This is a genomic window from Pseudomonas sp. PGPR N4 (genome assembly GCF_059693665.1).
Map to the genome: position 1 here is coordinate 1,014,875 of NZ_JCAUKV010000001.1, position 21,838 is coordinate 1,036,712.

Annotated in this window: 19 protein-coding genes; 9 read left to right on the plus strand and 10 right to left on the minus strand. The window is 62.7% G+C overall.

Translation table 11 applies throughout. The features are described from left to right. Window positions 1-107 precede the first annotated feature (107 nt). The 6 genes from AC58X1_RS04465 to pstS all read right to left on the minus strand — a co-directional run bounded on the left by AC58X1_RS04465 (window position 108) and on the right by pstS (window position 5,295). On the minus strand, window positions 108-749 hold the full coding sequence (locus AC58X1_RS04465) for a hypothetical protein (RefSeq protein ID WP_188036095.1): 642 nt from the start codon (window positions 747-749) through the stop codon (window positions 108-110). After that, window positions 746-1,447, minus strand: a complete 702-nt coding sequence (locus AC58X1_RS04470) for a hypothetical protein (protein ID WP_101319849.1) — start codon at window positions 1,445-1,447, stop codon at window positions 746-748. The genes AC58X1_RS04465 and AC58X1_RS04470 overlap by 4 nt, the downstream gene beginning before the upstream one ends. A 54-nt stretch (window positions 1,448-1,501) precedes the next feature. Beyond that, on the minus strand, window positions 1,502-2,263 hold the full coding sequence (gene pstB, locus AC58X1_RS04475) for a phosphate ABC transporter ATP-binding protein PstB (protein ID WP_217862385.1): 762 nt from the start codon (window positions 2,261-2,263) through the stop codon (window positions 1,502-1,504). A gap of 74 nt (window positions 2,264-2,337) precedes the next feature. Continuing rightward, window positions 2,338-3,231 carry a phosphate ABC transporter permease PstA gene (pstA, locus tag AC58X1_RS04480; protein ID WP_101319853.1) on the minus strand — a complete coding sequence of 298 codons (894 nt, stop codon included), beginning with the start codon at window positions 3,229-3,231 and terminating at the stop codon, window positions 2,338-2,340. Further along, complete coding sequence (gene pstC / locus AC58X1_RS04485; RefSeq protein WP_101319855.1) at window positions 3,231-4,196, minus strand: phosphate ABC transporter permease subunit PstC; 966 nt, start codon at window positions 4,194-4,196, stop codon at window positions 3,231-3,233. Before pstC ends, pstA begins: the two co-directional genes overlap by 1 nt. A gap of 67 nt (window positions 4,197-4,263) precedes the next feature. Next, a complete protein-coding gene (pstS, locus tag AC58X1_RS04490; protein ID WP_150569102.1) occupies window positions 4,264-5,295 on the minus strand; it encodes a phosphate ABC transporter substrate-binding protein PstS in 1,032 nt (343 codons plus the stop codon). Window positions 5,296-5,678: 383 nt separating this feature from the next. On the opposite strand from pstS, the gene AC58X1_RS04495 reads away from it, so the two are divergent. Genes AC58X1_RS04495 through AC58X1_RS04505 form a run of 3 tightly spaced genes read left to right on the plus strand, consistent with a single transcriptional unit; the run spans window position 5,679 to window position 8,726 of the window. After that, window positions 5,679-6,929 (plus strand): MFS transporter, encoded by a 1,251-nt coding sequence (locus AC58X1_RS04495; protein WP_497428423.1) that lies wholly within the window; start codon window positions 5,679-5,681, stop codon window positions 6,927-6,929. A 7-nt stretch (window positions 6,930-6,936) separates the two neighbouring features. Further along, on the plus strand, window positions 6,937-8,190 hold the full coding sequence (locus tag AC58X1_RS04500; protein ID WP_188036097.1) for an arsenic transporter: 1,254 nt from the start codon (window positions 6,937-6,939) through the stop codon (window positions 8,188-8,190). A 44-nt stretch (window positions 8,191-8,234) separates the two neighbouring features. Next, the gene (locus AC58X1_RS04505; protein WP_101319863.1) at window positions 8,235-8,726 is read left to right on the plus strand and encodes a DUF1543 domain-containing protein; all 492 of its coding nucleotides are present in this window, start codon (window positions 8,235-8,237) and stop codon (window positions 8,724-8,726) included. Between the two features lie 9 nt (window positions 8,727-8,735). Here the strand turns inward: AC58X1_RS04505 and AC58X1_RS04510 are convergent, their stop codons facing one another. Both AC58X1_RS04510 and AC58X1_RS04515 read right to left on the minus strand, forming a co-directional pair. Further along, window positions 8,736-9,587 (minus strand): response regulator transcription factor, encoded by an 852-nt coding sequence (locus tag AC58X1_RS04510; protein ID WP_150569098.1) that lies wholly within the window; start codon window positions 9,585-9,587, stop codon window positions 8,736-8,738. 33 nt (window positions 9,588-9,620) lie between these two features. Further along, window positions 9,621-11,111 (minus strand): aldehyde dehydrogenase, encoded by a 1,491-nt coding sequence (locus tag AC58X1_RS04515; protein ID WP_497428424.1) that lies wholly within the window; start codon window positions 11,109-11,111, stop codon window positions 9,621-9,623. 241 nt (window positions 11,112-11,352) lie between these two features. Here AC58X1_RS04515 and AC58X1_RS04520 point away from each other — a divergent pair, with 241 nt between their 5' ends. Together AC58X1_RS04520 and AC58X1_RS04525 are read left to right on the plus strand one after the other, a co-directional pair. Beyond that, window positions 11,353-12,735, plus strand: a complete 1,383-nt coding sequence (locus tag AC58X1_RS04520; protein ID WP_497428425.1) for an aspartate aminotransferase family protein — start codon at window positions 11,353-11,355, stop codon at window positions 12,733-12,735. Window positions 12,736-12,873: 138 nt separating this feature from the next. Beyond that, window positions 12,874-14,241 carry an APC family permease gene (locus AC58X1_RS04525; protein WP_497428426.1) on the plus strand — a complete coding sequence of 456 codons (1,368 nt, stop codon included), beginning with the start codon at window positions 12,874-12,876 and terminating at the stop codon, window positions 14,239-14,241. Window positions 14,242-14,290: 49 nt separating this feature from the next. Here AC58X1_RS04525 and AC58X1_RS04530 read toward each other — a convergent pair whose 3' ends face one another. After that, on the minus strand, window positions 14,291-15,520 hold the full coding sequence (locus AC58X1_RS04530; protein ID WP_497428427.1) for a benzoate/H(+) symporter BenE family transporter: 1,230 nt from the start codon (window positions 15,518-15,520) through the stop codon (window positions 14,291-14,293). 92 nt (window positions 15,521-15,612) lie between these two features. On the opposite strand from AC58X1_RS04530, the gene pdxR reads away from it, so the two are divergent. Further along, the gene (pdxR, locus tag AC58X1_RS04535; protein ID WP_497428428.1) at window positions 15,613-17,118 is read left to right on the plus strand and encodes a MocR-like pyridoxine biosynthesis transcription factor PdxR; all 1,506 of its coding nucleotides are present in this window, start codon (window positions 15,613-15,615) and stop codon (window positions 17,116-17,118) included. 154 nt (window positions 17,119-17,272) lie between these two features. Here the strand turns inward: pdxR and AC58X1_RS04540 are convergent, their stop codons facing one another. Further along, entirely contained in the window at window positions 17,273-17,395 is a 123-nt protein-coding gene (locus AC58X1_RS04540; protein ID WP_497428429.1) for a hypothetical protein, read from the minus strand. Between AC58X1_RS04540 and mrdA the strand changes: the two genes are divergently transcribed. The 3 genes from mrdA (at window position 17,394) to AC58X1_RS04555 (ending at window position 21,837) form a co-directional block, all read left to right on the plus strand. Beyond that, a complete protein-coding gene (gene mrdA, locus AC58X1_RS04545; RefSeq protein ID WP_101319902.1) occupies window positions 17,394-19,280 on the plus strand; it encodes a penicillin-binding protein 2 in 1,887 nt (628 codons plus the stop codon). The genes AC58X1_RS04540 and mrdA overlap by 2 nt on opposite strands. 225 nt (window positions 19,281-19,505) lie before the next feature. Beyond that, on the plus strand, window positions 19,506-20,723 hold the full coding sequence (locus tag AC58X1_RS04550; protein WP_497428430.1) for an acyl-CoA dehydrogenase family protein: 1,218 nt from the start codon (window positions 19,506-19,508) through the stop codon (window positions 20,721-20,723). Window positions 20,724-20,733: 10 nt separating this feature from the next. After that, entirely contained in the window at window positions 20,734-21,837 is a 1,104-nt protein-coding gene (locus tag AC58X1_RS04555; RefSeq protein ID WP_497428431.1) for a sigma-54 interaction domain-containing protein, read from the plus strand. The last annotated feature ends 1 nt before the right edge of the window (window position 21,838 follow it).

The following is a 21,838-nucleotide window of genomic DNA, read 5'->3' on the forward strand; positions in this document are numbered from 1 at the left end:
CCTCCAAGGTTGAGGCGAAAATGTTCGCCTCTACTAACCTCAGGGCCATAAGCGGGAATGACGTTCAATTATCCGACGTTGACTCAGACGAATGGATGCTGCTCGATCTACTGCCCAAGCGACTGATTTGCAGACCACTGCGGCTCCGCACTTTGGCGAGTCAGCTGGCCGTAGCGCTGCGGTTGATGCCAAGCCAGCTGCGCATGCACCTTGGCAGTGGCCTCCAGGACCTTCTGCGTCCAGTTGTCATCCTGCGGAGAGACGACCACGACGCGGAAACCGTGATCGATACCCTCAGCCCGAACTCCGTCAGAATCATCCACATGCAGATCGATGTCGAACAGGCCCGGATGCTTGGACGGTGGCCGTGACAGCCCATGCTCGGCCATCATATGCAAATGCCGGTCATTGTTGACCACGCCGTCGACGCGGATGCCATACAGCAACAGCCAGCGCTTGATATAGGCCGGGGTGCGGCCAGACGAGGTATAGATCCACACGCTGCAATTCTGCCGGCGCAGATCGCGAATCAGCTCACGAGTACCAGCGCGCAGCGGTTCACCCAGCCAGTCATGCATGAACCCTGGCAGCTTGCTGCTCTCGGCTGGGCAATTGTGGTGGTGGCAGGCCAAGGTGTCGTCGATATCAAACGAAATACGAACCTGTGGGCGGCCCAGCAGGCGCGTTGCCGCTTGCCAGCCACGAGCGATGCCGGCCTGGCACTGTTGCAGCACTGGCGAGCGGCTCATCGGTGAGTCCCCTGATAACGGCGCGCAGGCGGCGTGTTGAGGAAGAACACCGTAGCGGCCGGTGCTTTGGCCTCGAGGAAGGCGGCGTACTTCTTTTTGATCTTGGGCAATTCGTACAAGGCTTTGACACCGTGTTTGGCGGAGTTGCGGATGACCGAGGACGGGTTGAAATAACCCTCGGCGTTGTCCAGCGTCAGCACAAACGGCGGCAGCCCTTCGCGCATCAACAGGTAACTGACCAGGAGCGAGCCCGTACGGTTGTTACCTTCGATAAACAGTTGCGGCTTGCTGAGGATGCGCACATACACACCGGCTGCGCGCTTCCACACCGAATCGCTGTGGTACGAGCAGTACCAGTTGTACAAATCCTTGATGCCGCCTTCGACGTTGTTGAAGAAGTGTTCTTCAGTTGCGGCCAGGTGCTGAGCGAACTCCACCCGCCGTGCCGGGTCACTGCCACAAAGCACGGTGGCGTTGATCTCGAGCATCAGGTTCAGCTGCTGCAGGTCGAACAGGTCGATGCCGCGGGCAACATAATCGTCTACCAGGGCATAGCCTTCCAGCACATTCTGCAGCACCTCGTCGGTGAACGGATCGCGCTGCTCGGTGAAGTGCTGGCTGAGCTCGCCGAAGCGGCTCTGCACCTCCCGCAGTGCGCGCTCTATAGCGCGTAGATCAAGACGACGTGTTGCAGACATTGGCAATCCCGAGAAACAATTTAACAAAGGCGACAGCGCTGAGACTGGCTCGAATCAACTGAACTTGCCGCTGATGTAGTCATTGGTCAACTGCTCACGCGGGCTTTCGAAGATCTGCGTGGTCGGCCCCATCTCGACCAGATAACCAGTGCGTGTGCCTTGGGAAATGTCCACCGAGAAGAACGCCGTGGTATCAGCCACACGGATCGCCTGCTGCATGTTATGGGTCACCAGGGCAATGGTGTAGTCCTTCTTCAGCTCGACCATCAACTCTTCCACCCGGCGGGTTGCAATCGGGTCCAGCGCCGAGCACGGTTCATCCAGCAGCAGCACTTCGGGCTCGGTGGCAATGGCACGGGCAATGCACAGCCGTTGTTGCTGGCCACCGGACAGCGACAGGCCGCTGGCCTTTAGCTTGTCCTTGACCTCGTCCCACAGCGCAGCGCCCTGCAGCGCGTGCTTGACGCGATCGCCGAGGTCACCCTTGTAACGATTCAAACGCAGACCGAAGGCAACGTTGTCGAAGATGCTCATCGAGAACGGGTTGGGCTGCTGGAACACCATGCCGATGTAACGGCGCACTACCACCGGGTCGACGCCTTTGCCATAGACGTCCTGGCCAAGGAAGTGCACGTGGCCTTCGAAGCGGAAGCCTTTGACCAGGTCATTCATGCGGTTGAGGCTACGCAGCACAGTACTCTTGCCGCAGCCGGACGGGCCGATGAAGCCTGTGATCTTGTTCTTCTCGATCGGCACGTGGCTGTCGCGCACAGCGAGGAAGTTGCCGTAGAAAATCTTGTCCAGTTTGCAGTCCATTACCACGGGTGCCTGGCTGACAAACGGAGCGGCTTTTCGCGCAGTGGATACGTTCAATTCAGTTGCTCCTGAGTTCAGTACTTGGGCTTGCCGAAGATACGGCTGACGACATTGACTACCAGCACGATCATCACCAATACCAACGAGGCGGCCCATGCCAGTTCGAGCTGATTGTCGAAGGGCATGCCGGAGAAGTTGTAGATAAGTACGGCAAGCGATGCCGTCGGGTTCATCACGGCCAGGCTGCCGTCATGGTAGATCCAGTAGTTGCTGAACAGCGCCGTGAACAGCAGCGGTGCGGTCTCGCCGGCAGCGCGGGCAACCGCCAGCATGACGCCGGTGAGGATCGCCGGCAGGCCGGTGGGCAGGACGATCTTCCAGACCACCTGGGCGCGGGTGCAGCCCATGCCGTAGGCGGCGTCTTTCATGATCTTGGGCACCATCTTCATGGCTTCTTCAGCGGTCAGCACCACGATCGGCAGCATCAGTACCGCCAGTGCCACGCCACCGGCAGGCGCCGAGTAGGTGCCAGTGGTCATGACCACCAGCGCATAGGCAAATACCCCAGCCAGGATCGACGGCAGGCCGGTGAGCATCCGCGCAGCAAAGCGCGAGGCGTTGGCCAACTTGCTCTCAGGGCCAAGCTCGGCGAGAAACACAGCGGCGATGATGCCCACTGGCACTGCGATGGCTGCGGCGATGCCGACCATGACAAAGGTACCGGCCATGGCGTTACCGAAACCACCGCCCATTTCAAAACCGGTGGGTGGCAGCTCGGTGAACACTTCAAGATTCAGGCGAGCACCGCCACGCATGATCAGCATGTACAGCACGGAAATCAGCGGCACGCTGGCCAGAAACGCTGTGCACCAGACCAGCGTGGTCAGGCTCAAGCTGCGCAGGGCGCGCCCTTCGAACCGGCGTTGCAGACTTGGCACTGCAGCTGTTGGCGACGAGAGGTCAGTCATTATTTGTTACCCCGTTGCGCGTAGAGCATGATCATCGAGCCGAGCACGTTCACCAGCAGGGTGATGAACATCAGCACCAGTGCGGCGTACATCAGCACCTCGACCTCGTTCGGCCCGGCTTCCGGGAAGTTCAGCGCGAGCAAGGCGGCCAGGGTGTTGGCCGGGGCGAACAGCGACAGGGTGATGGTGTTGGCGTTGCCCACCAACATCGCCAAAGCCATGGTTTCACCCAGGGCGCGGCCCAGACCAAGCACCAGCGAGCCAAAGATGCCGGTTGCAGCGGCTGGCACCATCACCTTGAGGATGGCCTCCCAGTGGGTGGTACCCATGCCGTAGGCGGCCTGCTTGGTTTTCATCGGCACGCTGGTCAGGGCGTCCTGGGACACAGCGGCAATGGTCGGCAGAATCATGATGGCCAGTACCAGCGCCGCGGGCAGCAAGCCTGGGCCGCTCAGGGACGAGCCGAAAAAGGGGATCCAGCCCAGTTCGCTGTTCAGCCACGCGGTCAACGGACGGATCGCCGGGATCACCACGTAGATGCCCCACAGGCCGTAAACGACGCTGGGGATCGCGGCGAGCAGCTCGACGATGGTACGAAACACCGCTGCAAGCTTTGCAGGGAGGAAGTCCTGGGTCAGGAAAATGGCCATGCTGACGCCGAAAAAGCCTGCGATCAGCAAGGCGATCAGGGCGCTGTAAAGCGTGCCCCAAATAGCGGGAAGAATGCCGTACTTGCCTTGGTTGACATCCCAGACGGTGCCGAACAGCACGTCGAAACCGTGCTTCTCCATGCCGGGCAGTGCCTTGCGGCCGACTTCGAAAACCAGCGCAACCACCAGCGCCAGGATCAGCACCACGCCGATGCGGGCGAGCGCACGGAAGGCGCGGTCAACCAGAAAGTCCTTGGTGGACGGTGGCCGGCACGCTGAGTCGGGGTTATCCGGTATGGCAAAAGGTGTGTTCATTGGCGAGTTCCGGGACAGGGAGCAAACGCTGCGGGCTGAACGCTCAGTCCGCAGCGACCTGGCAGTGTTACTGGATGTTTGCGGAAGCTTTGCGTACTTGCTCTACAACCGACGGCGGCAGCGGGATGTAGCCCATCGAGTCAGCAATCTCCTGACCCTTGGTCAGGCTGTACTCGACCATTTCACGCATCGCCTTGGCCTTGGCCGGGTTGCCGTTGTCCTTGCGGAACAGCATCCAGGTGTAGGAAGTGATCGGGTACGACTTGGCACCGTCCGGATCCGGCAGCCAAGCGACCAGGCTTTCCGGCATTTTCACCGCAGCCAACGCTTCGGCACCGCTCTCGGCGTTTGGCACGACGTATTTGCCGGCTTTGTTTTCCAGCTGGGCGAAGTCGACCTTGGCCAGTTTGGCGAAGCCGTATTCGATGTAGCCAATGGCGCCTGGGGTCTGGCGAACAGTAGCGGTTACACCGTCGTTTTTCGGCGACTTGATGAACTTGTCAGTGGCTGGCCAGTTGACGGTGTTGCCTTCACCCAGTGCTTCTTTGAACGCAGGGTTGATTGCCGACAGGTGTTTGGTGAACACCGCGGTGGTACCGCTGGAGTCAGCACGAACAACTACGGTGATCGGCGTGGCAGGCAGCTTCAGATCCGGGTTGGCGGCAACGATCTGTGGGTCGTTCCACTGGGTGACCTTGCCGAGGAAGATGTTCGAATACACTTCACGCGACAGTTTCAGCCCCTTGGGATTGCCTGGCAGGTTGTAGGCCAGAACGATTTCGCCGGCGGTCATTGGCAGCATTTGTACGCCTTCGCCGACCTTGGCGATGTCTTCGTCTTTCATCGCCGAGTCACTGGCGGCGAAGTCGACGGTCTTGTTCAGGAAGTCCTGAACCCCTGCCCCGCTCCCCTTGGATTGGTAGTCAACGGTGACGCCAGCAGTGTTCTTGCTGAAATCCTTGAACCAGGTCAGGTAGATCGGTGCTGGGAAACTGGCGCCGGAACCGGTCAGGCGCACGTTTTCTGCGGCGAAGGTTGCCGAAGTGGCGCTAAGAGATACCGCAACGGCAAGTGCAGCAGACTTCATCAGGCGTATCATGGAAAAGCGCTCCGTGTGATGGCCCGCACACATTGCAGCACTCTTGTTACAGCTTTGTGACGGTTGAGTGGCATACGAAGTGTTTATCGCTGAAACAGGCGTTTCAGAGGTGCTGGGGTAGGCCGAGACTCGCGCCATCACGCAGACCTGTGTAGGAGCGGCCTTGTGTGGCGAAAGGCCCGCAGAGCGGGCCCGGAGATTTCGGCGGCGAAGCTGAGATCTGGGGCCGCTGCGCAGCCCTTTCGCGACACAAGGCCGCTCCTACAGGCGCTGTGGGTCTGGAACCTATTGCTCATTACACCAGTCATTCTGCTCAAGTGAGGTGTGATCTGACGGGTGTCGATAACGCTTCATCCCCACACCCCCCCTGCGAGACTCAAACCTTGGACAACCTCCGGCAAACCGACTCTCATGATCGTGCGCTCGACTGGCTGAACTTCTTTCTGGCTGATGTTCGCGATGGCCTGGGGCCGTATCTGGCGATCTATCTGCTCGCGGTGCATCAATGGCAGCCGGCAAGCATCGGCCTGGTCATGACCATCGCCGGGGTCACCGCGCTGCTGGCGCAGACACCGGCGGGTGCATTGATCGACCGCACGCCCGCCAAGCGCGCCGTGGTGGCGATTGCGGCACTGCTGGTTACCGGGAGCTGTTTGCTGCTGCCGCTGATCTCATCGTTCGGGCTGGTGGCCTTGACTCAGACCATCAGCGCGATCGCAGGCTCCGTGTTCGCCCCAGCGATTGCCGCCATTACCCTGGGTATCACCGGCCCGAAGGCTTTCACCCGACGCGTGGGGCGCAACGAAACCTTCAACCATGCCGGCAACGCCTGCTCGGCGTTGCTCGCCGGCGGCCTGGCCTACCTCTATGGACCAGTCGTGGTGTTCTACCTGATGGCCGCGCTGACGATCGCCAGCATTATCGCCGTCAAACGGGTGCCAGCAGCGGCCATCGACCACCAACTGGCCCGTGGCCTGTCCCACACGCCAACCGGCGACACCCAACCAGCCGGACTGAGCCTGCTGCTGCACAACCGCACACTGCTGCTGTTCGCCATGTGCTGCGCGCTTTTCCACCTGGCCAACGCAGCAATGCTGCCGCTGGTAAGCCAGAAGCTGGCCCAGGTGGACCTGCGCCTGGCCACACCGCTGACCTCGGCCTGCATTGTCGCGGCGCAACTGGTGATGGTGCCGATGGCACTGCTGGTTGGCGCCAAGGCCGAGCAGTGGGGGCGCAAGCCGTTTCTGCTGGTGGGATTCTTGATCCTGCCTCTACGAGGCGCGCTGTACGTCCTCTCGGACAATCCCTTCTGGCTGGTCGGCGTGCAGCTGCTCGACGGCATCGGCGCAGGGATCTTCGGCGCGCTGTTCCCGATCGTGGTCAAGGACCTGACCGAGGGTACCGGGCGCTTCAATGTCAGCCTCGGCGCATTGACCGCGGTGTTCAGCCTCGGCGCTGCACTAAGCCCGGGCATCGCTGGTTTGGTGGTACAGTCGGCCGGTTATGACGCAGCCTTCCTGACCCTGGCTGGCATCGCCGCTGCGGCGTTCGTGCTGGTACTGGTCGCGCTGCCGGAAACCTCCTCCCGCTCGGCCGAAGCGCCGACGGTCGTCCCTACTGTGGCAGGAAGCTGAATCCACCATGCCTGTTGTTGATACTGCGCTGATCATCTGGTTGGTGGCGGCCCTCGCCACTTGTGGCGTCATCCTGCGCCCCTGGCGTATCCCCGAATACGTCTGGGCCATGGGCGGCGCGCTGCTGCTCACCGTGCTCGGCCTGATTGCGCCACAAAAAGCCTTGGCTGCGATGGCCGAAGGGGGTGATGTATACCTGTTTCTGATCGGCATGATGGTGCTGGCCGAACTGGCGCGTCAGGAAGGCTTGTTCGATTGGCTGGCGCGCTATGCCGTAAGCCACGCCCGCGGCTCCGGGCAGCGCTTGTTCGACCTGGTGTTTCTGGTCGGCACCCTAGTCACCGTATTCCTCTCCAACGATGCCACCGCCGTGGTGTTGACCCCGGCGGTGTATGCGGCGTGCAAGGCGGCCAAGGCCGAGCCCCTGCCCTATCTGTTCATCTGCGCATTCATCGCCAACGCCGCAAGCTTCGTTCTGCCGATTTCCAACCCGGCCAACCTGGTGGTCTTCGGCAGCCAGATGCCGCCGCTGCTGGAGTGGCTGAGGCAGTTCAGCCTGCCGTCGCTGGCAGCGATCAGCCTGACCTACATAGTGCTGCGCCTGACCCAGCGTAAACAGATCATGCAGCCACTGGCCCTGACCGTCGACTCGCAGCCGCTGACTCCCGGGGCCAAGCTGTGCGCGCTGGGCATTGTCCTGACCGGGGCACTGCTGCTGACCGCCTCGGCGCTGGACACTGCGCTGGGCCTGCCAACCTTCTGCGCTGGCCTGACCACCACCGCCTTGATTCACCTGAGCCAGCGCCGCAGCCCGATGCCGGTGCTGCGCCATGTCGCGTGGGGCGTACTACCTTTGGTGGCCGGGTTGTTCGTGCTGGTCGAAGCCGTGGCCCAGACCGGCGTCATCGATCATCTGGCGCATGCCCTGGCGGCACTCGCCGAACAGTCGCCAGCGCAAGCCAGCTGGGCTGCCGGGGTCGCTGTGGCGATTGCCAGTAACCTGATGAACAACCTGCCCAGCGGGCTGATCGCAGGCTCGATGGGGCACATGGTGCAGTTGCCTGGGCAAACCACGGCGGCGCTGCTGATTGGCGTCGACCTGGGCCCCAACCTGTCGATCACCGGTTCGCTGGCGACCCTGCTGTGGCTGGTAGCCATCCGCCGTGAGGGGGAGAATGTCAGCGCCTGGCGCTTCCTGCGGCTGGGCTTGCTGGTCATGCCGCCGGCATTGGCGGCTGCGCTGTGGGCCGTGACGTTTTGAGCGGGCGCTGGCGAAAGCCGCAGCGCCCAGCACGAGGATAATTCATGCTTTACGTTGTCATGCTCGGCGGGCGCCACCCGCGCGCCAGCATCGAAGTTCACGATGTGGTCTTTGCTCAGGGCGACTCGCTCGAGCAGCTCTACCCTGAGTTACGCAATGCCTGGTTCGGCAGCCTGAAAGGGCTGCACATCGACTCCTGGCTGGAAGTGCACGGCATCGACAATTACCGCGTCGAGTTCAGCCAGGCCGCGCCGCAACCCGGCGCACTGCGCTTGTTCTTCCTCAATCTGGGCGGTTACGAGCGGCAGGTATTCGGCGAAGCGCACCGTTATCTGCTGGTGGCTGCCAGGGACAAAGCCGAGGCCAAGCAGTTGGGTAAACGGCGCATGGCCGCTGGCTGGTTGAAGCCGCATACCGACGCAATACTCGACGTTGATGATTGCCTGCCGATCGACCTGTTGGCTGGGCGCTATGTGCATCTGGTCGAGGGCGAGCATCAGGGCATTCGCCAGCGCAGCGACTACATCCTTATCTAAGCCACCCGCTCAGGGCCGACGGCGCAGATAGCTTTCCAGCGGGTCTTTGCTCAACCCTTCCTGCGCCTGTGCGACCGAGGCGATAAACAGCGAGAACAGCTCGGACTGCTTGCCGATGTCGAGCTTGGCGTACAAGTGTTTGCGATGGGTCTTGACCGTGTCCTCGCTGATACCCAGTCGCTCTGCCAATGAGCGTATCGAGTGCCCACGCAGCATGTACTGCGCGACCAGGCATTCGCGCTCGGTCAGCAACGACGAGCCAAACTTCACCAACGCTGCATTGATCTGCCGCCCCAGCGCACTCTCGAAACGCCCGCCAAGCATGTGCGCATCCAGGTCGCCCCAATGCCGACGCACCACCGCCAGCACCCACGGTGCGATGCGCTTGAGTTCGGCAACTTGCTGCCTGCTCAATCGCGAGGTGCTGGCCAGCGCAACGGCGATGGTCAGCTTCGGCCCGAGTGGCACCAGGTAATTGATCTCTTCCTCCAGCCGCGCATGCTGATAGAACGACAGGTAGTACTCACTGCGCTTGAAGTGGTCCGGCGCGACATCGCTGAGGCGATAGCAGCCGGGCGCAATGCCCTCCAAGCTCGCGCGGTAGAACGGGCACAGCAGATAGAAGCCTTCCAGATACTTGCGCACGTTGCCCTCAGGCATCCACGGCCCCTCATCGTCGCGCTCGAACAGCGTCGACGGCAGGCCTTCATGGGGAAACAGAAACACCGTGATGGCATTGGCCGGCGCCAGCAGGTTCAGCGCCGAATACAGCGACTCGACAAAGGCCGAGGTGCCGATGCAATCGGTCACCTGTGCCATGTGCTGAAACCACTGTTCGGATCCAAGCCGGTCTGTACTCATCACGGGCGTCTCGTGTGCGCCTTGGGCCAGCGCTTAACGCAGCTGGAACCAGGTGGTTTTCAGGTGGGTGTACTTGTCGAATGAATGCAGCGACAGGTCACGGCCAAAGCCGGACTGCTTGCCGCCACCGAACGGCACGCTGACATCCAGCGCGTCCATGGTGTTGACCGACACCGTACCAGCCTTCAGCGCCTTGGCAACCCGGTGCGCGCGGTTGAGGTCGTCGCTCCACACCGAGGCCGCCAGGCCGTAGACACTGTCATTGGCCAGCGCTACCGCCTGCGCCTCATCGTCAAAGGCGGTGACGGCCAGCACCGGGCCGAAAATCTCTTCACGGGCCAGCTCGCTGTCCGGTTTTACCTCGGTAAATACAGTGGGCTGGATAAAGTTGGATGAGCCATTGAACGTCAGTTGCTGGCCTCCGCAACGCAGCTGCGCGCCCTCCTCCTGCGCTTGCCCGATAGCACGCATGATCCGCGCGGTTTGCTCGCTGTCGACAATCGCCCCGGCGGCACTCGCCGGGTTGAGCGGATCACCCGGCAGCCACGCCTGCGCCTTGGCCATCACCCGCTCGACGAACTCGTCGTGGATAGCTCGCTGCACGTACAACCGTGAATTGGCCGAGCACACTTCGCCTTGATTGAAGAAGATCCCGAACGCAGCTTTTTCAGCTGCCAGATCGAGATTCTGGCAGTCGGCAAACACCAGATTCGGGCTTTTGCCACCGCACTCAAGCCAGACCTGCTTGAGGTTGGACTGGGCCGAGTACTGCATAAAGTACTTGCCCACCTGAGTCGAGCCGGTGAACACCAGGCAATCGACATCCGGGTGCAGCCCCAAGGCTTTGCCGGCTCTCTCGCCGAGGCCCGGGACAACGTTGAGTACCCCTTCTGGAATGCCCGCTTCCAAAGCCAACTGGCCCAGGCGCAAGGCGGAAAACGGCGACTGCTCGGCAGGCTTCAACACCACGCTGTTCCCGGCAGCCAGTGCCGGCGCGAGCTTCCAGGCCGCCATGTCCAGGGGGAAGTTCCAGGGCACCACCGCAGCGATCACGCCCAGTGGCTCGCGGGTGATGGTGGCCAGCGTGTTGGCAGCCGTCGGCGCGACCTGATCGTAGAGTTTGTCCAGCGCCTCGCCATACCAGGCAAACACCCCGGCTGCGCCCGGCACATCAATGTTGTAGGCGTCCATCACCGGCTTGCCCATGTTCAGCGAGTCGAGCAAGGCCAACTCCTCACGGTGCGCCAGCAGCAGCTCGGCCAGTTTCAGCAGGATCTTCTTGCGCTCACCTGGCGCCATGCATGCCCACGGCCCCTGGTCGAAGGCCTGGCGCGCAGAACGCACTGCCAGGTCCACTTCACGCTCACCGCAGGCTGCAACCTGCGCCAACACCTGATTGGTTGCGGGGTTGATAGCGGTAAAAGTCGCACCTGTAGACGACTGCACCGCCCGGCCGCCGATGAGCGCGGTGTCGATGAAGGTTTGGCGCTGGGCCCGCTGTTGCCAGTAGTTGAGGTCGAACACGCTGCACTCCTCTTGCGACCGTTTGCCGGTCCGTTGTTATTGACTGGAGACAATCGTGCGCCACTCGCAGCGGCAGGCAAATTCGCAAAAATGTGGTCCGGACCCATGAAAAAGCTCTGCAGCCACACCAGCTCGCAGCTCACCCCAAAGGGTGATTTCGGTGGTTTTCGAGGTGTGGGAGCATTTCCGGGACTTCAGTTGCATCCGCCCTGCGCGACTCCCAAAAAAGAGAACAAACGTCATGAACGCACCCTTCATCCCGCAACGAAACACCCAGGACTATCAAAAGGCCGACGCGGCCCACCACATCCATGCGTTTCTCGATCAAAAGGCCCTCAACGCGGAAGGGCCGCGGGTGATGGTCCGCGGCGAGCGTTTGAATTTGTGGGACAACGACGGCAACCGTTATCTGGATGGCATGTCCGGCTTGTGGTGCACGCAACTGGGCTACGGCCGCAAGGACCTGACCAACGCCGCTGCCGCGCAGATGGATCAGTTGGCGTACTACAACATGTTCTTCCACACCACCCACCCGGCGGTAATCGAGCTGTCAGAACTGCTCTTCAGCCTGCTGCCGGGCCATTACAGCCACGCGATCTACACCAACTCCGGCTCCGAGGCCAACGAGGTGCTGATCCGCACCGTGCGCCGTTACTGGCAGGTGCTGGGCAAGCCGCAGAAGAAGGTCATGATCGGCCGCTGGAACGGTTACCACGGCTCGACCCTGGCCGCCACCGCACTGGGCGGGATGAAGTTCATGCATGAGATGGGCGGGATGATCCCCGACATCGCCCACATCGACGAGCCGTACTGGTACGCCAACGGCGGCGAGCTGACCCCGGCCGAATTCGGCCGACGCTGCGCGCTGCAGCTTGAAGAAAAAATCCTCGAACTGGGCGTGGACAACGTCGCTGGTTTCATCGCCGAGCCGTTCCAGGGCGCCGGCGGCATGATCTTCCCGCCTGAAAGCTACTGGCCCGAGATCCAGCGCATCTGCCGCCAGTACGACGTGCTGCTGTGCGCCGATGAGGTGATCGGCGGCTTTGGCCGTACCGGCGAATGGTTCGCCCACCAGCACTTCGGCTTCGAGCCCGACACCCTGTCCATCGCCAAGGGCCTGACCAGCGGCTATATCCCCATGGGCGGGCTGGTGTTGAGCAAGCGCATCGCCGAGGCGCTGGTCGAGCGCGGCGGTGTATTTGCCCACGGCCTGACTTACTCCGGCCACCCGGTTGCCGCAGCGGTGGCGGTGGCCAACCTCAAGGCCTTGCGTGACGAAGGCATCGTGCGCCAGGTCAAGGACGACACCGGTCCTTATCTGCAGCAACTCCTGCGTGAGTCGTTTGCCGAGCACCCCCTGATTGGCGAGATTCAGGGCACTGGCCTGCTGGCGGCGTTGCAGTTCGCCGAGGACAAACCAACCCGCAAACGCTTCGCCAATGAAAACGACCTGGCCTGGCAGTGCCGCACCTATGGCTTTGAGGAAGGCGTGATCATCCGCTCGACCCTGGGCCGCATGATCATGGCCCCGGCGCTGATCGCCAGCCGCAGCGAGCTTGATGAGCTGGTCGAAAAAACCCGCCTGGCCGTCGACCGCACCGCGCGCAGCATCGGCCGCCTCTGACCCGAGCGCAACGCCCAGCCCGATCCGGCTGGGCGTCTTGCGTGCAGAGCTGCGCACCCTCTCGACACGGCTTCATCACCGGTAGCGAGTACACCTCGCCTACTGCAGCGTCCTGTATTCGCCTTCCAGGAGTTCGCAATGACTATAACAACAAGCTCAGCCGACACTCACTGTGCGCAAGCCCCGGCGTCTCGCCGCTTTCGCCAATCCATGGGCCTGCCCGCGCTGGTGCTGTTCGGCCTGGCCTACATGGTCCCGCTGGCCGTGTTCACCACCTATGGCCTGGTCACCCAGATGACCAAAGGGCACTTGCCCACGGCCTATCTGCTGACCCTCGGCGCGATGCTGCTGACCGCCTACAGCTACGGCCGCATGGTCCAGGCCCATCCCTATTCTGGCTCGGTGTACAGCTACACCCGTAAAGCCTTCGGCAGCTACTTCGGCTTCATCGCCGGCTGGACCTTGCTGCTCGACTTCATCTTCCTGCCGCTGCTCAGCTACCTGCTGATCGGCATCTACATGTCCGAGTACTTCCCGGCAGTGCCGGCCTGGGTCTGGGTGCTCGGCTCGATCAGCCTGGTGACCTTTCTAAACCTGATCGGCATCGAGTCGATCACTCGGGTCAACTGGATTCTGGTAGTGGTGCAGTTGGTGTTCATCGTGGTCTTCGTGGCGCTGTCGGTCAGCAGCCTGAGTGGCCAGGGCGAGCCAGTGTCGCTGCTCAAGCCGTTCTACCACGACGGTTTCAGTGTGCCGCTGGTGATGACCGGCGCGGCCGTGCTGTGCCTGTCATTCCTCGGCTTCGATGCGGTTTCAACCATGGCTGAGGAAACCAGCAACCCGCAGTACCGCATCCCGCTGGCGATCATGGTGGTGTCGCTGGTCGGCGGCCTGCTGTTCTTGCTGGTGTCGTATTTTGCCCAGCAAGTGTTCCCCGACTGGGCCAGCTTTGCCGACCCCGACTCGGCCTCGGTGGATGTCATGCGCCGGGTCGGCGGCGAGCTGCTGGTCAGCGCCTTCACTGCCACCTATGTCGCCGGCTGCTTTGCCTCGGCGATGGTGTCCCAGGCCAGCGTGTCGCGGGTGCTGTTCGCCATGGGCCGCGACGGCGCGCTGCCACGGGTGTTCGGCCGGTTGCGGACGAAAAAGCGGGTGCCGGCCAGCGCCATTCTGCTGGTCAGTGTGATGTCGTTACTGGCACTGGTGCTGACCCTGGACACGGTGGCCAACATGATCAGCTTCGGCGCGCTGTTTGCCTTCTCGGCGGTGAACCTGGCGGTGGTCAAACACTACCTGGTCGACCAGCAACTGCGCGGTACGCGCAATTACCTACTGTATGGGGCCATTCCGGCACTGGGTTTTCTCAGCACCTTGTGGCTGTGGAGCAGCCTGTCGAGCATGTCATTCGCGATCGGCTTGAGCTGGATGGGGTTGGGCTTGCTGTGCCTGCTTGGGCTGACCCGGGCGTTCCAGGTCAAGCTGCCGGAGTTGCAGCTGGCTGAGTGACCAACGAACAGCGCGGCAGCGCTGTCCAGGTCGGCCTACGGCAAAGCCGTCAGCGAGTGACCGCAGCCTTGCTCCCCACGGCGCGCGCCCCGGTGGTGTTGAACCCATTGAGCAGCGCATGCGCAGCAAGACCAATCAGCAAACCCCAGAACGCACCGCCAATACCCAGCAAGGTAATGTTGGCGGCAGCGGCCAAAAAGGTGATCAACGCCGCTTCACGGGTTTTCGCATTGGCGGTAGCGCTGGCCAGGCTGGCGCCGATGGTACCCAGCAAGGCCAGCCCGGCCAGGGTGGTGATGAAGCTTGCCGGCAAGGCCATGAACAGCGCCGCCAGGGTCGCCCCGAACATCCCTACCAACACATATAGCAAGCCAGCGGCGATGCCGGCGATCCAGCGCTTGGACGGCTGTTCGTGGGCTTCCTTGCCGGTGCAGATGGCCGCGGTGATCGCTGCCAGGTTGAACGCATGCGAGCCGAACGGCGCCATCAACAGCGAACCCAGCCCGGTCACCGTCACGATGGGACTGGCGCTGGTGTCGTAGCCATCGTTGCGCAACACCAGCATGCCCGGCATGTACTGCCCGGTCAGGGTGATCAAAAACAGCGGCAAAGCCACACTCAGCAGCGCATTGAGCGAGAACTGCGGCACGGTGAACACCGGCTCGGTCAGTTGCCAGTGCAGGCCGGACAGGTCAAGCCGGCCCTGCACCAGCAAAAAACTCAACCCCAGCAGCAGAATGCCGGCCACTGCATAACGCGCAGTGAAGCGCTTGAGCAGCAGGTAGCAGGCAATCAGCAGCCCGGCCAGCAGCGGATCGATGCTGACGCTGCTGAACGCACCAATGCCAAACTGCAGCAGAATCCCGGCCAGCAGCCCTGCTGCTACCCCGGGTGGAATCAGTGCAATGACCTTGTCGAACCAGCCGGAACAGCCCAGCAGCACGAAGGCCGCGGCACAGACCATGTAGGCGCCTACCGCTTCGGCATAAGGCGTAGTTGCCAGCGCGACGACCAGAAACGCCGCAGCCGGCGTCGACCAGGCGGTAATGATCGGTGCGCGATAGCGCCAGCTCAGGTACATCCCGGTAACGCCCACGCCAATGGACACCGACCAGACCCACGAGGCCGTCAGCTCAGGGCTCAGGCCGGCCACCTTGGCCGCCTGGAACACCAGGATGAAGGTGCCGCCATAGTTGACGATGACCGATACCAGACCGGCAATGATCGGGTGCAGCAGGTCGCTCGGGCGCAGTGACGAGCGAGAGGCATTGAGTGACATGGCGAACAAGCTCCAGGCAGTGGCGAGGCGCAGAGTCTACGGATAGACTGGCCTGCCGCTTCAGGCCAATTCATGCAGTCAGGGCAGACCACATGGCAAAAACGTTCGAACTTGAAACCCTGCAGATGCGCTTGGCCGACAGCGAATTTGCCAGCCTCGATCTGCACCAGCGAATCCAGCGTTCACTGCGTGCACTGATTCTCGAAGGCTCGCTGAGTGCCGGCCTGAAGCTGCCCGCCACGCGAGTGCTGGCGCGCTCGCTCGGCGTGGCCCGCGACACCGTCGAGAACGCCTATGTGCAGTTGCAGCGCGATGGCTACATCAACCGCCGCGGCGGCGCCGGCAGCTACGTCGCGCAAACCCTGGGCAGCGAGTTGCATGGCGCCGCTCGCCGGCGCATGCAACAACGCGACGCACGCCGTGCTCAAGCCGCCACGCAAGCGGCCGGGCTGAGCCAGCGCGGCCAGCAGATCCTCGCCAGCGGCGGCATCCATGACCAGCAGGCGATCAAGGCCTTCGCTACAGGCCTGCCGGAAACCCGCAGCTTCCCCACTGAGACCTGGGAGCGCCTGCAACGCCAGGTCATGAAGGACTACCGCGGCAACGTCTTGCTGCATGGTGACCCGCAGGGTGCCGAGCCGCTGCGCAAGGCCATCGCCACGTACCTCAACCTTGAGCGCGGCGCCAACTGCAAGCCCGAGCAAATTCTGGTGCTGAGCAGTACCCGCCAAGCGTTGTTCCTGTGCGCGCAGTTGCTGGTAGACGCGGGCAAACCCATCCTGCTGGAAAACCCTGGCTATTTTGGCGCGAAAAAAGCTTTCGAAGCGGCCGAGGCCAAGGTCGTGCCGATCGACGTCGATGAACAAGGCGTGCGCATCGACCTGCTGCGTGCCGATCGCAGCGCTGCCAATTGCCTGTACGTGACGCCGTCGCATCAATACCCCACCGGCGCCACCCTGCCGCTGGCGCGCCGGCTGGAGCTGCTCGGCTGGGCGGCCGAGCACGGCAAATGGATCATCGAGGACGACTACGACAGCGAGTTTCACTACGACGGGCTGCCCACCGCCTGCATGCAGGGGCTGGACCGCTACCAGCGCACGATCTACCTCGGCACCTTCAGCAAGACCCTGTTTCCCGGCCTGCGCATGGGCTACATGATCCTGCCCGAACAACTGGTGCAGCCGTTTGCCTGCGCCCGCAGCATCATCGACGGGCATACCCCGCAGATCCTGCAACTGACCCTGGCGCGCTTCATGGAAGACGGCCATTACAACGCCCACGTGCGCGCCATGCGCAAACTCTACAGCCGGCGCCGCCTGTACATGCTGGATGCCATTGCCAGGCACCTGCCAGGCATTGCCACCGCCCTGCACTCGCAAGGCGGACTGCAGATTCCCTGCCTGCTCGAGGCGGGCTGGAGCGAGCAGGACACCATCCGCGTAGCGGCCAGCGCCGGCGTGCAGTTGCCTGGCCTGAGCCGGCTCTACGCGGGCGAGCACAAGCAGCAAGGCTGGCTGCTGGGCTACTCGTCCCTGACCGAGCATGAAATCGAGACGGCCATGTCGCGTTTGGCCATGGCGTTGAAGTCAGGTGGCTGACCCAGTGCGCTGTCGCCACCTGGGGCGCAAGTCCGATACGGGGTGATTACCCTGCTGCAAGAGGCCTCGATCAGACGAGCACGCCATGCAGTAGCAGTGCAGCAAGCCGTGCCCTGATGAGTCACATGAATGAATATTCATGCAAGGCTGCGGCTCAGTACTGCCGGGGCTGACGGGCCATCCGGGCAGGCTCGCCGGGGGCGGCTTGCTTGAGCAGCAGCGGGTGCTTGCGTAGCATCGCCGACCCGGTGACCTCTCCACCCCGAAGAACGCGCATGCCCCAACCCATCCCCCTCAAGGATCACGAACAGGAAAAGCAGCTGGTCAACCGCCGCCTGTTGGTCTGCGCCGTGCTGACCTGCAGCCTCGTTGCGGTGCTGATCGCTCGCCTGTACGTGCTGCAGGTGCTGCAGCACGATCAGCAAAGCGCCGTTTCCGAAAACAACCGCGTGCACGTCCTGCCGATCGCGCCTGAGCGCGGCCTGATCTACGACCGCAACGGCGTCGTGCTGGCCGACAACAAGCCCAGCTTCAACCTGACCATGACCCGCGAGCGCGCCGGCGATTCAGCCAAGGTGCTCGACAGCCTGACGCAGATTCTCGGCCTGGCCGACGACGACCGTCAGCAGTTCAACAAGGATCTGCGCCGTGGGCGTAAACCGTTCGAACCGGTGACCTTGATGGTGGGCCTGAGCGAAGAACAGATCGCCCTGATCGCCGTCAATCAGTTCCGCCTGCCGGGGCTTGATGTAGAGCCGCAGTTTATCCGTGAGTACCCGCTCAATGAGCACTTTGCGCACTCGGTGGGCTATGTCGGCCGGATCAACGAGAAGGAAGCCAAGACCCTCGACAGCACCGAGTACCGCGGTACCCAGTCGATCGGCAAGACTGGCGTCGAGCGCTTCTACGAGGATCAGTTGCACGGCCATGTCGGCTACGAAGAGGTCGAGACCAACGCCCAGGGCCGGGTCATGCGCGTGCTCCGCCATCAGGACCCGATCCCGGGCAAGGACATCATCCTCAGCCTTGACGTGCAGCTGCAACAGGCCGCCGAAAAGGCCCTGGGCGATCGCCGTGGCTCGGTAGTGGCGCTCGACCCCGCCACCGGCGATGTGCTGGCGATGGTCAGCAACCCAAGCTTTGATCCCAACCTGTTCGTCAAAGGCATCAGCTTCAAGCAATACGCCGCGCTGCGCGATTCGATCGACCGGCCGCTGTTCAACCGGGTGCTGCGCGGTTTGTATGCGCCGGGTTCGACGATCAAGCCGGAGGTGGCCATCGCCGGCCTCGACAGCGGCGTAATGACGCCCGCCAACCGGGTGTTCGACCCCGGCTACTACGAGCTGCCCAACTACGACCACAAGTACCGCAACTGGAACCGCAGCGGCGATGGCTGGGTAGACATGTACACCGCGATCATGCGCTCCAACGACACCTACTTCTATGACCTCGCGCACAAGCTGGGCATCGACCGCCTGCATGACTATATGGCCGAGTTCGGCCTTGGCCAGAAGGTCTCTCTGGACATGTTCGAGGAAGCCGCCGGGCTGATGCCGTCGCAGCAATGGAAGCGCGCGACTCGCCGTCAGGCGTGGTTCCCCGGTGAAACGCTGATCCTGGGGATTGGCCAGGGCTACATGCAGGTCACCCCGTTGCAGCTGGCCCAAGCCACCAGCCTGCTCGCCAGCAAAGGCGTGTGGCACCGCCCGCACCTGGCCCGGAGCATTGGTGGCGAGCCGCCGCAGGATCCACACCCGATGCCGGATATCGTCCTGCACGACAAGCGCGCGTGGGACCAGGTCAGCCAGGGCATGCAGATGGTCATGCACGACCCGCGCGGCATCGCCCGCGCCTCGGCGGCTGGCGCCCAGTACCGAATTGCCGGCAAGAGCGGTACCGCGCAGGTAGTGGCGATTCGTCAGGGCGAGCGCTACGACCGCAACAAGACCCTGGAGCGGCACCGCGACAATGCCTTGTTCGTCGGTTTCGCCCCTGCCGAGCATCCCTCGATTGTGGTGGCGGTGATGATCGAAAACGGCGAAGCCGGCGGCCGCGTCGCCGGTCCGGTGGTGCGCGAGGTGATGGATGCCTGGCTGCTGGACAGCCAGGGCCATCTGAAGCCCGAATATGCCGGTGGCGAGCACGCTTCGCCGCATTCCTGAATCGCTGCGCAGACGGCCACGCACACAGAAAACCTATAAAGGAATAAGAGTATTCTTTCTTATTCCTTTTTAAATAAACCCAGTTCTTTTATAACTGTCTGCACTGTACAGCCGCCAACAGCTGGCCAACTGTCTGCAGCGCAGCACCCCATCAACAGCAAGCCCCAACAGCCTCGACGATTGCTCAAGCAAAGTCCCCCGCTCAATTGACCTGGAGACTCGCCCATGAGCAACCCGCTCGACAACGCAGCCCTGGCCGGCGGTATTGCCCGCCCCGCTCGCTCCTCGGCCCTTGGCATTGCCCGCGAGCTGGCTGAGCAGTTTGCTCAAACCGCAGTCGAGCGCGACGAACGCGGCGGCACGCCCAAGCGCGAGCGTGACGCCCTGCGCAGCAGTGGCCTGCTCGCGCTGACCATCCCCACCGCCTATGGCGGCCAGGGCGCCAACTGGCGCGAAACGCTCGAAGTGGTGCGCGAATTCGCCCGGGTCGATAGCTCGATTGCCCATGTGTTCGGTTTTCATCACTTGATGCTGGCCACCGTGCGCCTGTTCTCGCGGCCCGAGCAATGGCAACCATGGTTTGAGCAGACGGCGCGCAAGCATTGGTTCTGGGGCAACGCCCTCAACCCGCTGGACACCCGCACCGTGGTCAAGCACTTCGACGGCTGGTGCGAGTTCTCCGGGCAAAAGAGCTTCTGTTCCGGCGCCAGCGATTCAGAGATGCTGATCGCCTCGGCCGTGGACGAACGTGCCGGCGGCAAGCTATTGATCGCGGCCATCCCCAGCGCCCGCACCGGCATCAGCCTGCACAACGACTGGAACAACATTGGCCAACGCCAGACCGACAGCGGCAGCGCCACCTTCGAACGGGTGCGGGTCGAGCAGGACGAACTGCTGCTCGATCCAGGCCCGCTGAGCACGCCATTCGCTGCATTGCGCCCGCTGATTGCCCAACTGCACTTCGCCAACCTGTTCCTCGGCATCGCCGAAGGCGCCTTTGCCGAAGCGCGTCAGTATAGCCTCAAGGAAAGCCGCCCCTGGTTCCGCTCCAGCGCGGCACAGGTCAGCGAAGACCCTTATGTGCTGCGCCATTACGGCGAGTTCTGGGTGGGCCTGGAAAGCGTGCGTTTGCTGATCGAGCGCGCCGCCGACCAGCTCGATGCTGCCTGGCAGCAGGAGCATGGGTTGAGTGCAGAGCAACGCGGCGACCTCGCGCTGGCCATCGGCACGGCCAAGGTCGCGGCAACCCGCCACGGCCTGGATATCTGCAACCGCCTGTTCGAAGTCACCGGTGCCCGCGCCACCCATGCCTCACTGCGCTTCGACCGGCATTGGCGCAACCTGCGCACGCAAACCCTGCACGACCCCGTGGATTACCGCATCCACGAGCTCGGCGAGTGGGCCCTCAACGGCAAGCGCCCTGTCCCGTCCTTCTATTCCTAAAGGCACGCCCATGCAATTGCTCACCCTCCCCCCGTCACCGTCACTGGCCACCTCGATCCGGGCGACTGCGCAGGTCTTCGAAGACCCCCGTTCGCAGGCGCTGCTGGCCCACTTGCAACAGGTTGCGCCAAGTGAGGCCAGCGTGCTGATCATCGGCGAGACCGGCACGGGCAAGGAGCTGGTGGCGCGCCATATCCACGACCTCAGCGGGCGCCGCAACGGGCCGTTCATCGCGGTCAACTGCGGGGCGTTTTCCGAGTCGCTGGTCGAGGCCGAGTTGTTCGGTCACGAGAAAGGCGCCTTTACCGGCGCGCTCGCCGCCAAGGCCGGCTGGTTCGAGGAAGCCAACGGCGGCACGCTGTTTCTCGACGAGATCGGCGACCTACCCTTGCCGATTCAGGTCAAGCTGCTGCGCGTGTTGCAGGAGCGCGAGGTGGTCAGGCTAGGCTCGCGCAAGAGCATCCCGATCAATGTGCGGGTGCTGGCAGCGACCAACGTGCAGCTGGAAAAAGCCATCAATGCCGGGCATTTTCGCGAAGACCTGTACTACCGCCTGAGCGTAGTGACGCTGTCGCTGCACCCGCTACGTGATCGCCCCGGCGATATCATGCCGCTGGTGCGCCATTTCATCCGCCGCTACAGCGAGCGCTTGAGTTATGGCCCGGTCGAGCTAAGCCCACGCGCGCAGGCCAAGCTGGTCGAATACAGCTGGCCGGGCAATATTCGCGAGCTGGAAAACGTCATCCATCACAGCCTGCTGACCTGCGGCAACGGTGAAATCCAGGCGCAGGATCTGCGCATGTCCAACCTGCGCCTGGAGCGCCAGGAGGATGCCGCCGCCAGCCATGGTGGTTCGGCAGAAGAGCTGCTGGAGCAAGCGTTCAGCCGGCTGTTTGAGGAGCAGTCCGGTGAGTTGTTCGAGAAAGTCGAGAACGCCCTGCTGCGTTCGGCGTATCACTTCTGCCACTACAACCAGGTGCATACCGCGCAGTTGCTGGGGCTGTCGCGCAATGTCACGCGCACCCGCTTGATCGCGATTGGCGAGCTGGTGGTGAACAAGCGCCGCAATCAGGAGGAAAGCGTGCATAGCCGGGTGGTGGGTTTGTCCATCTGAC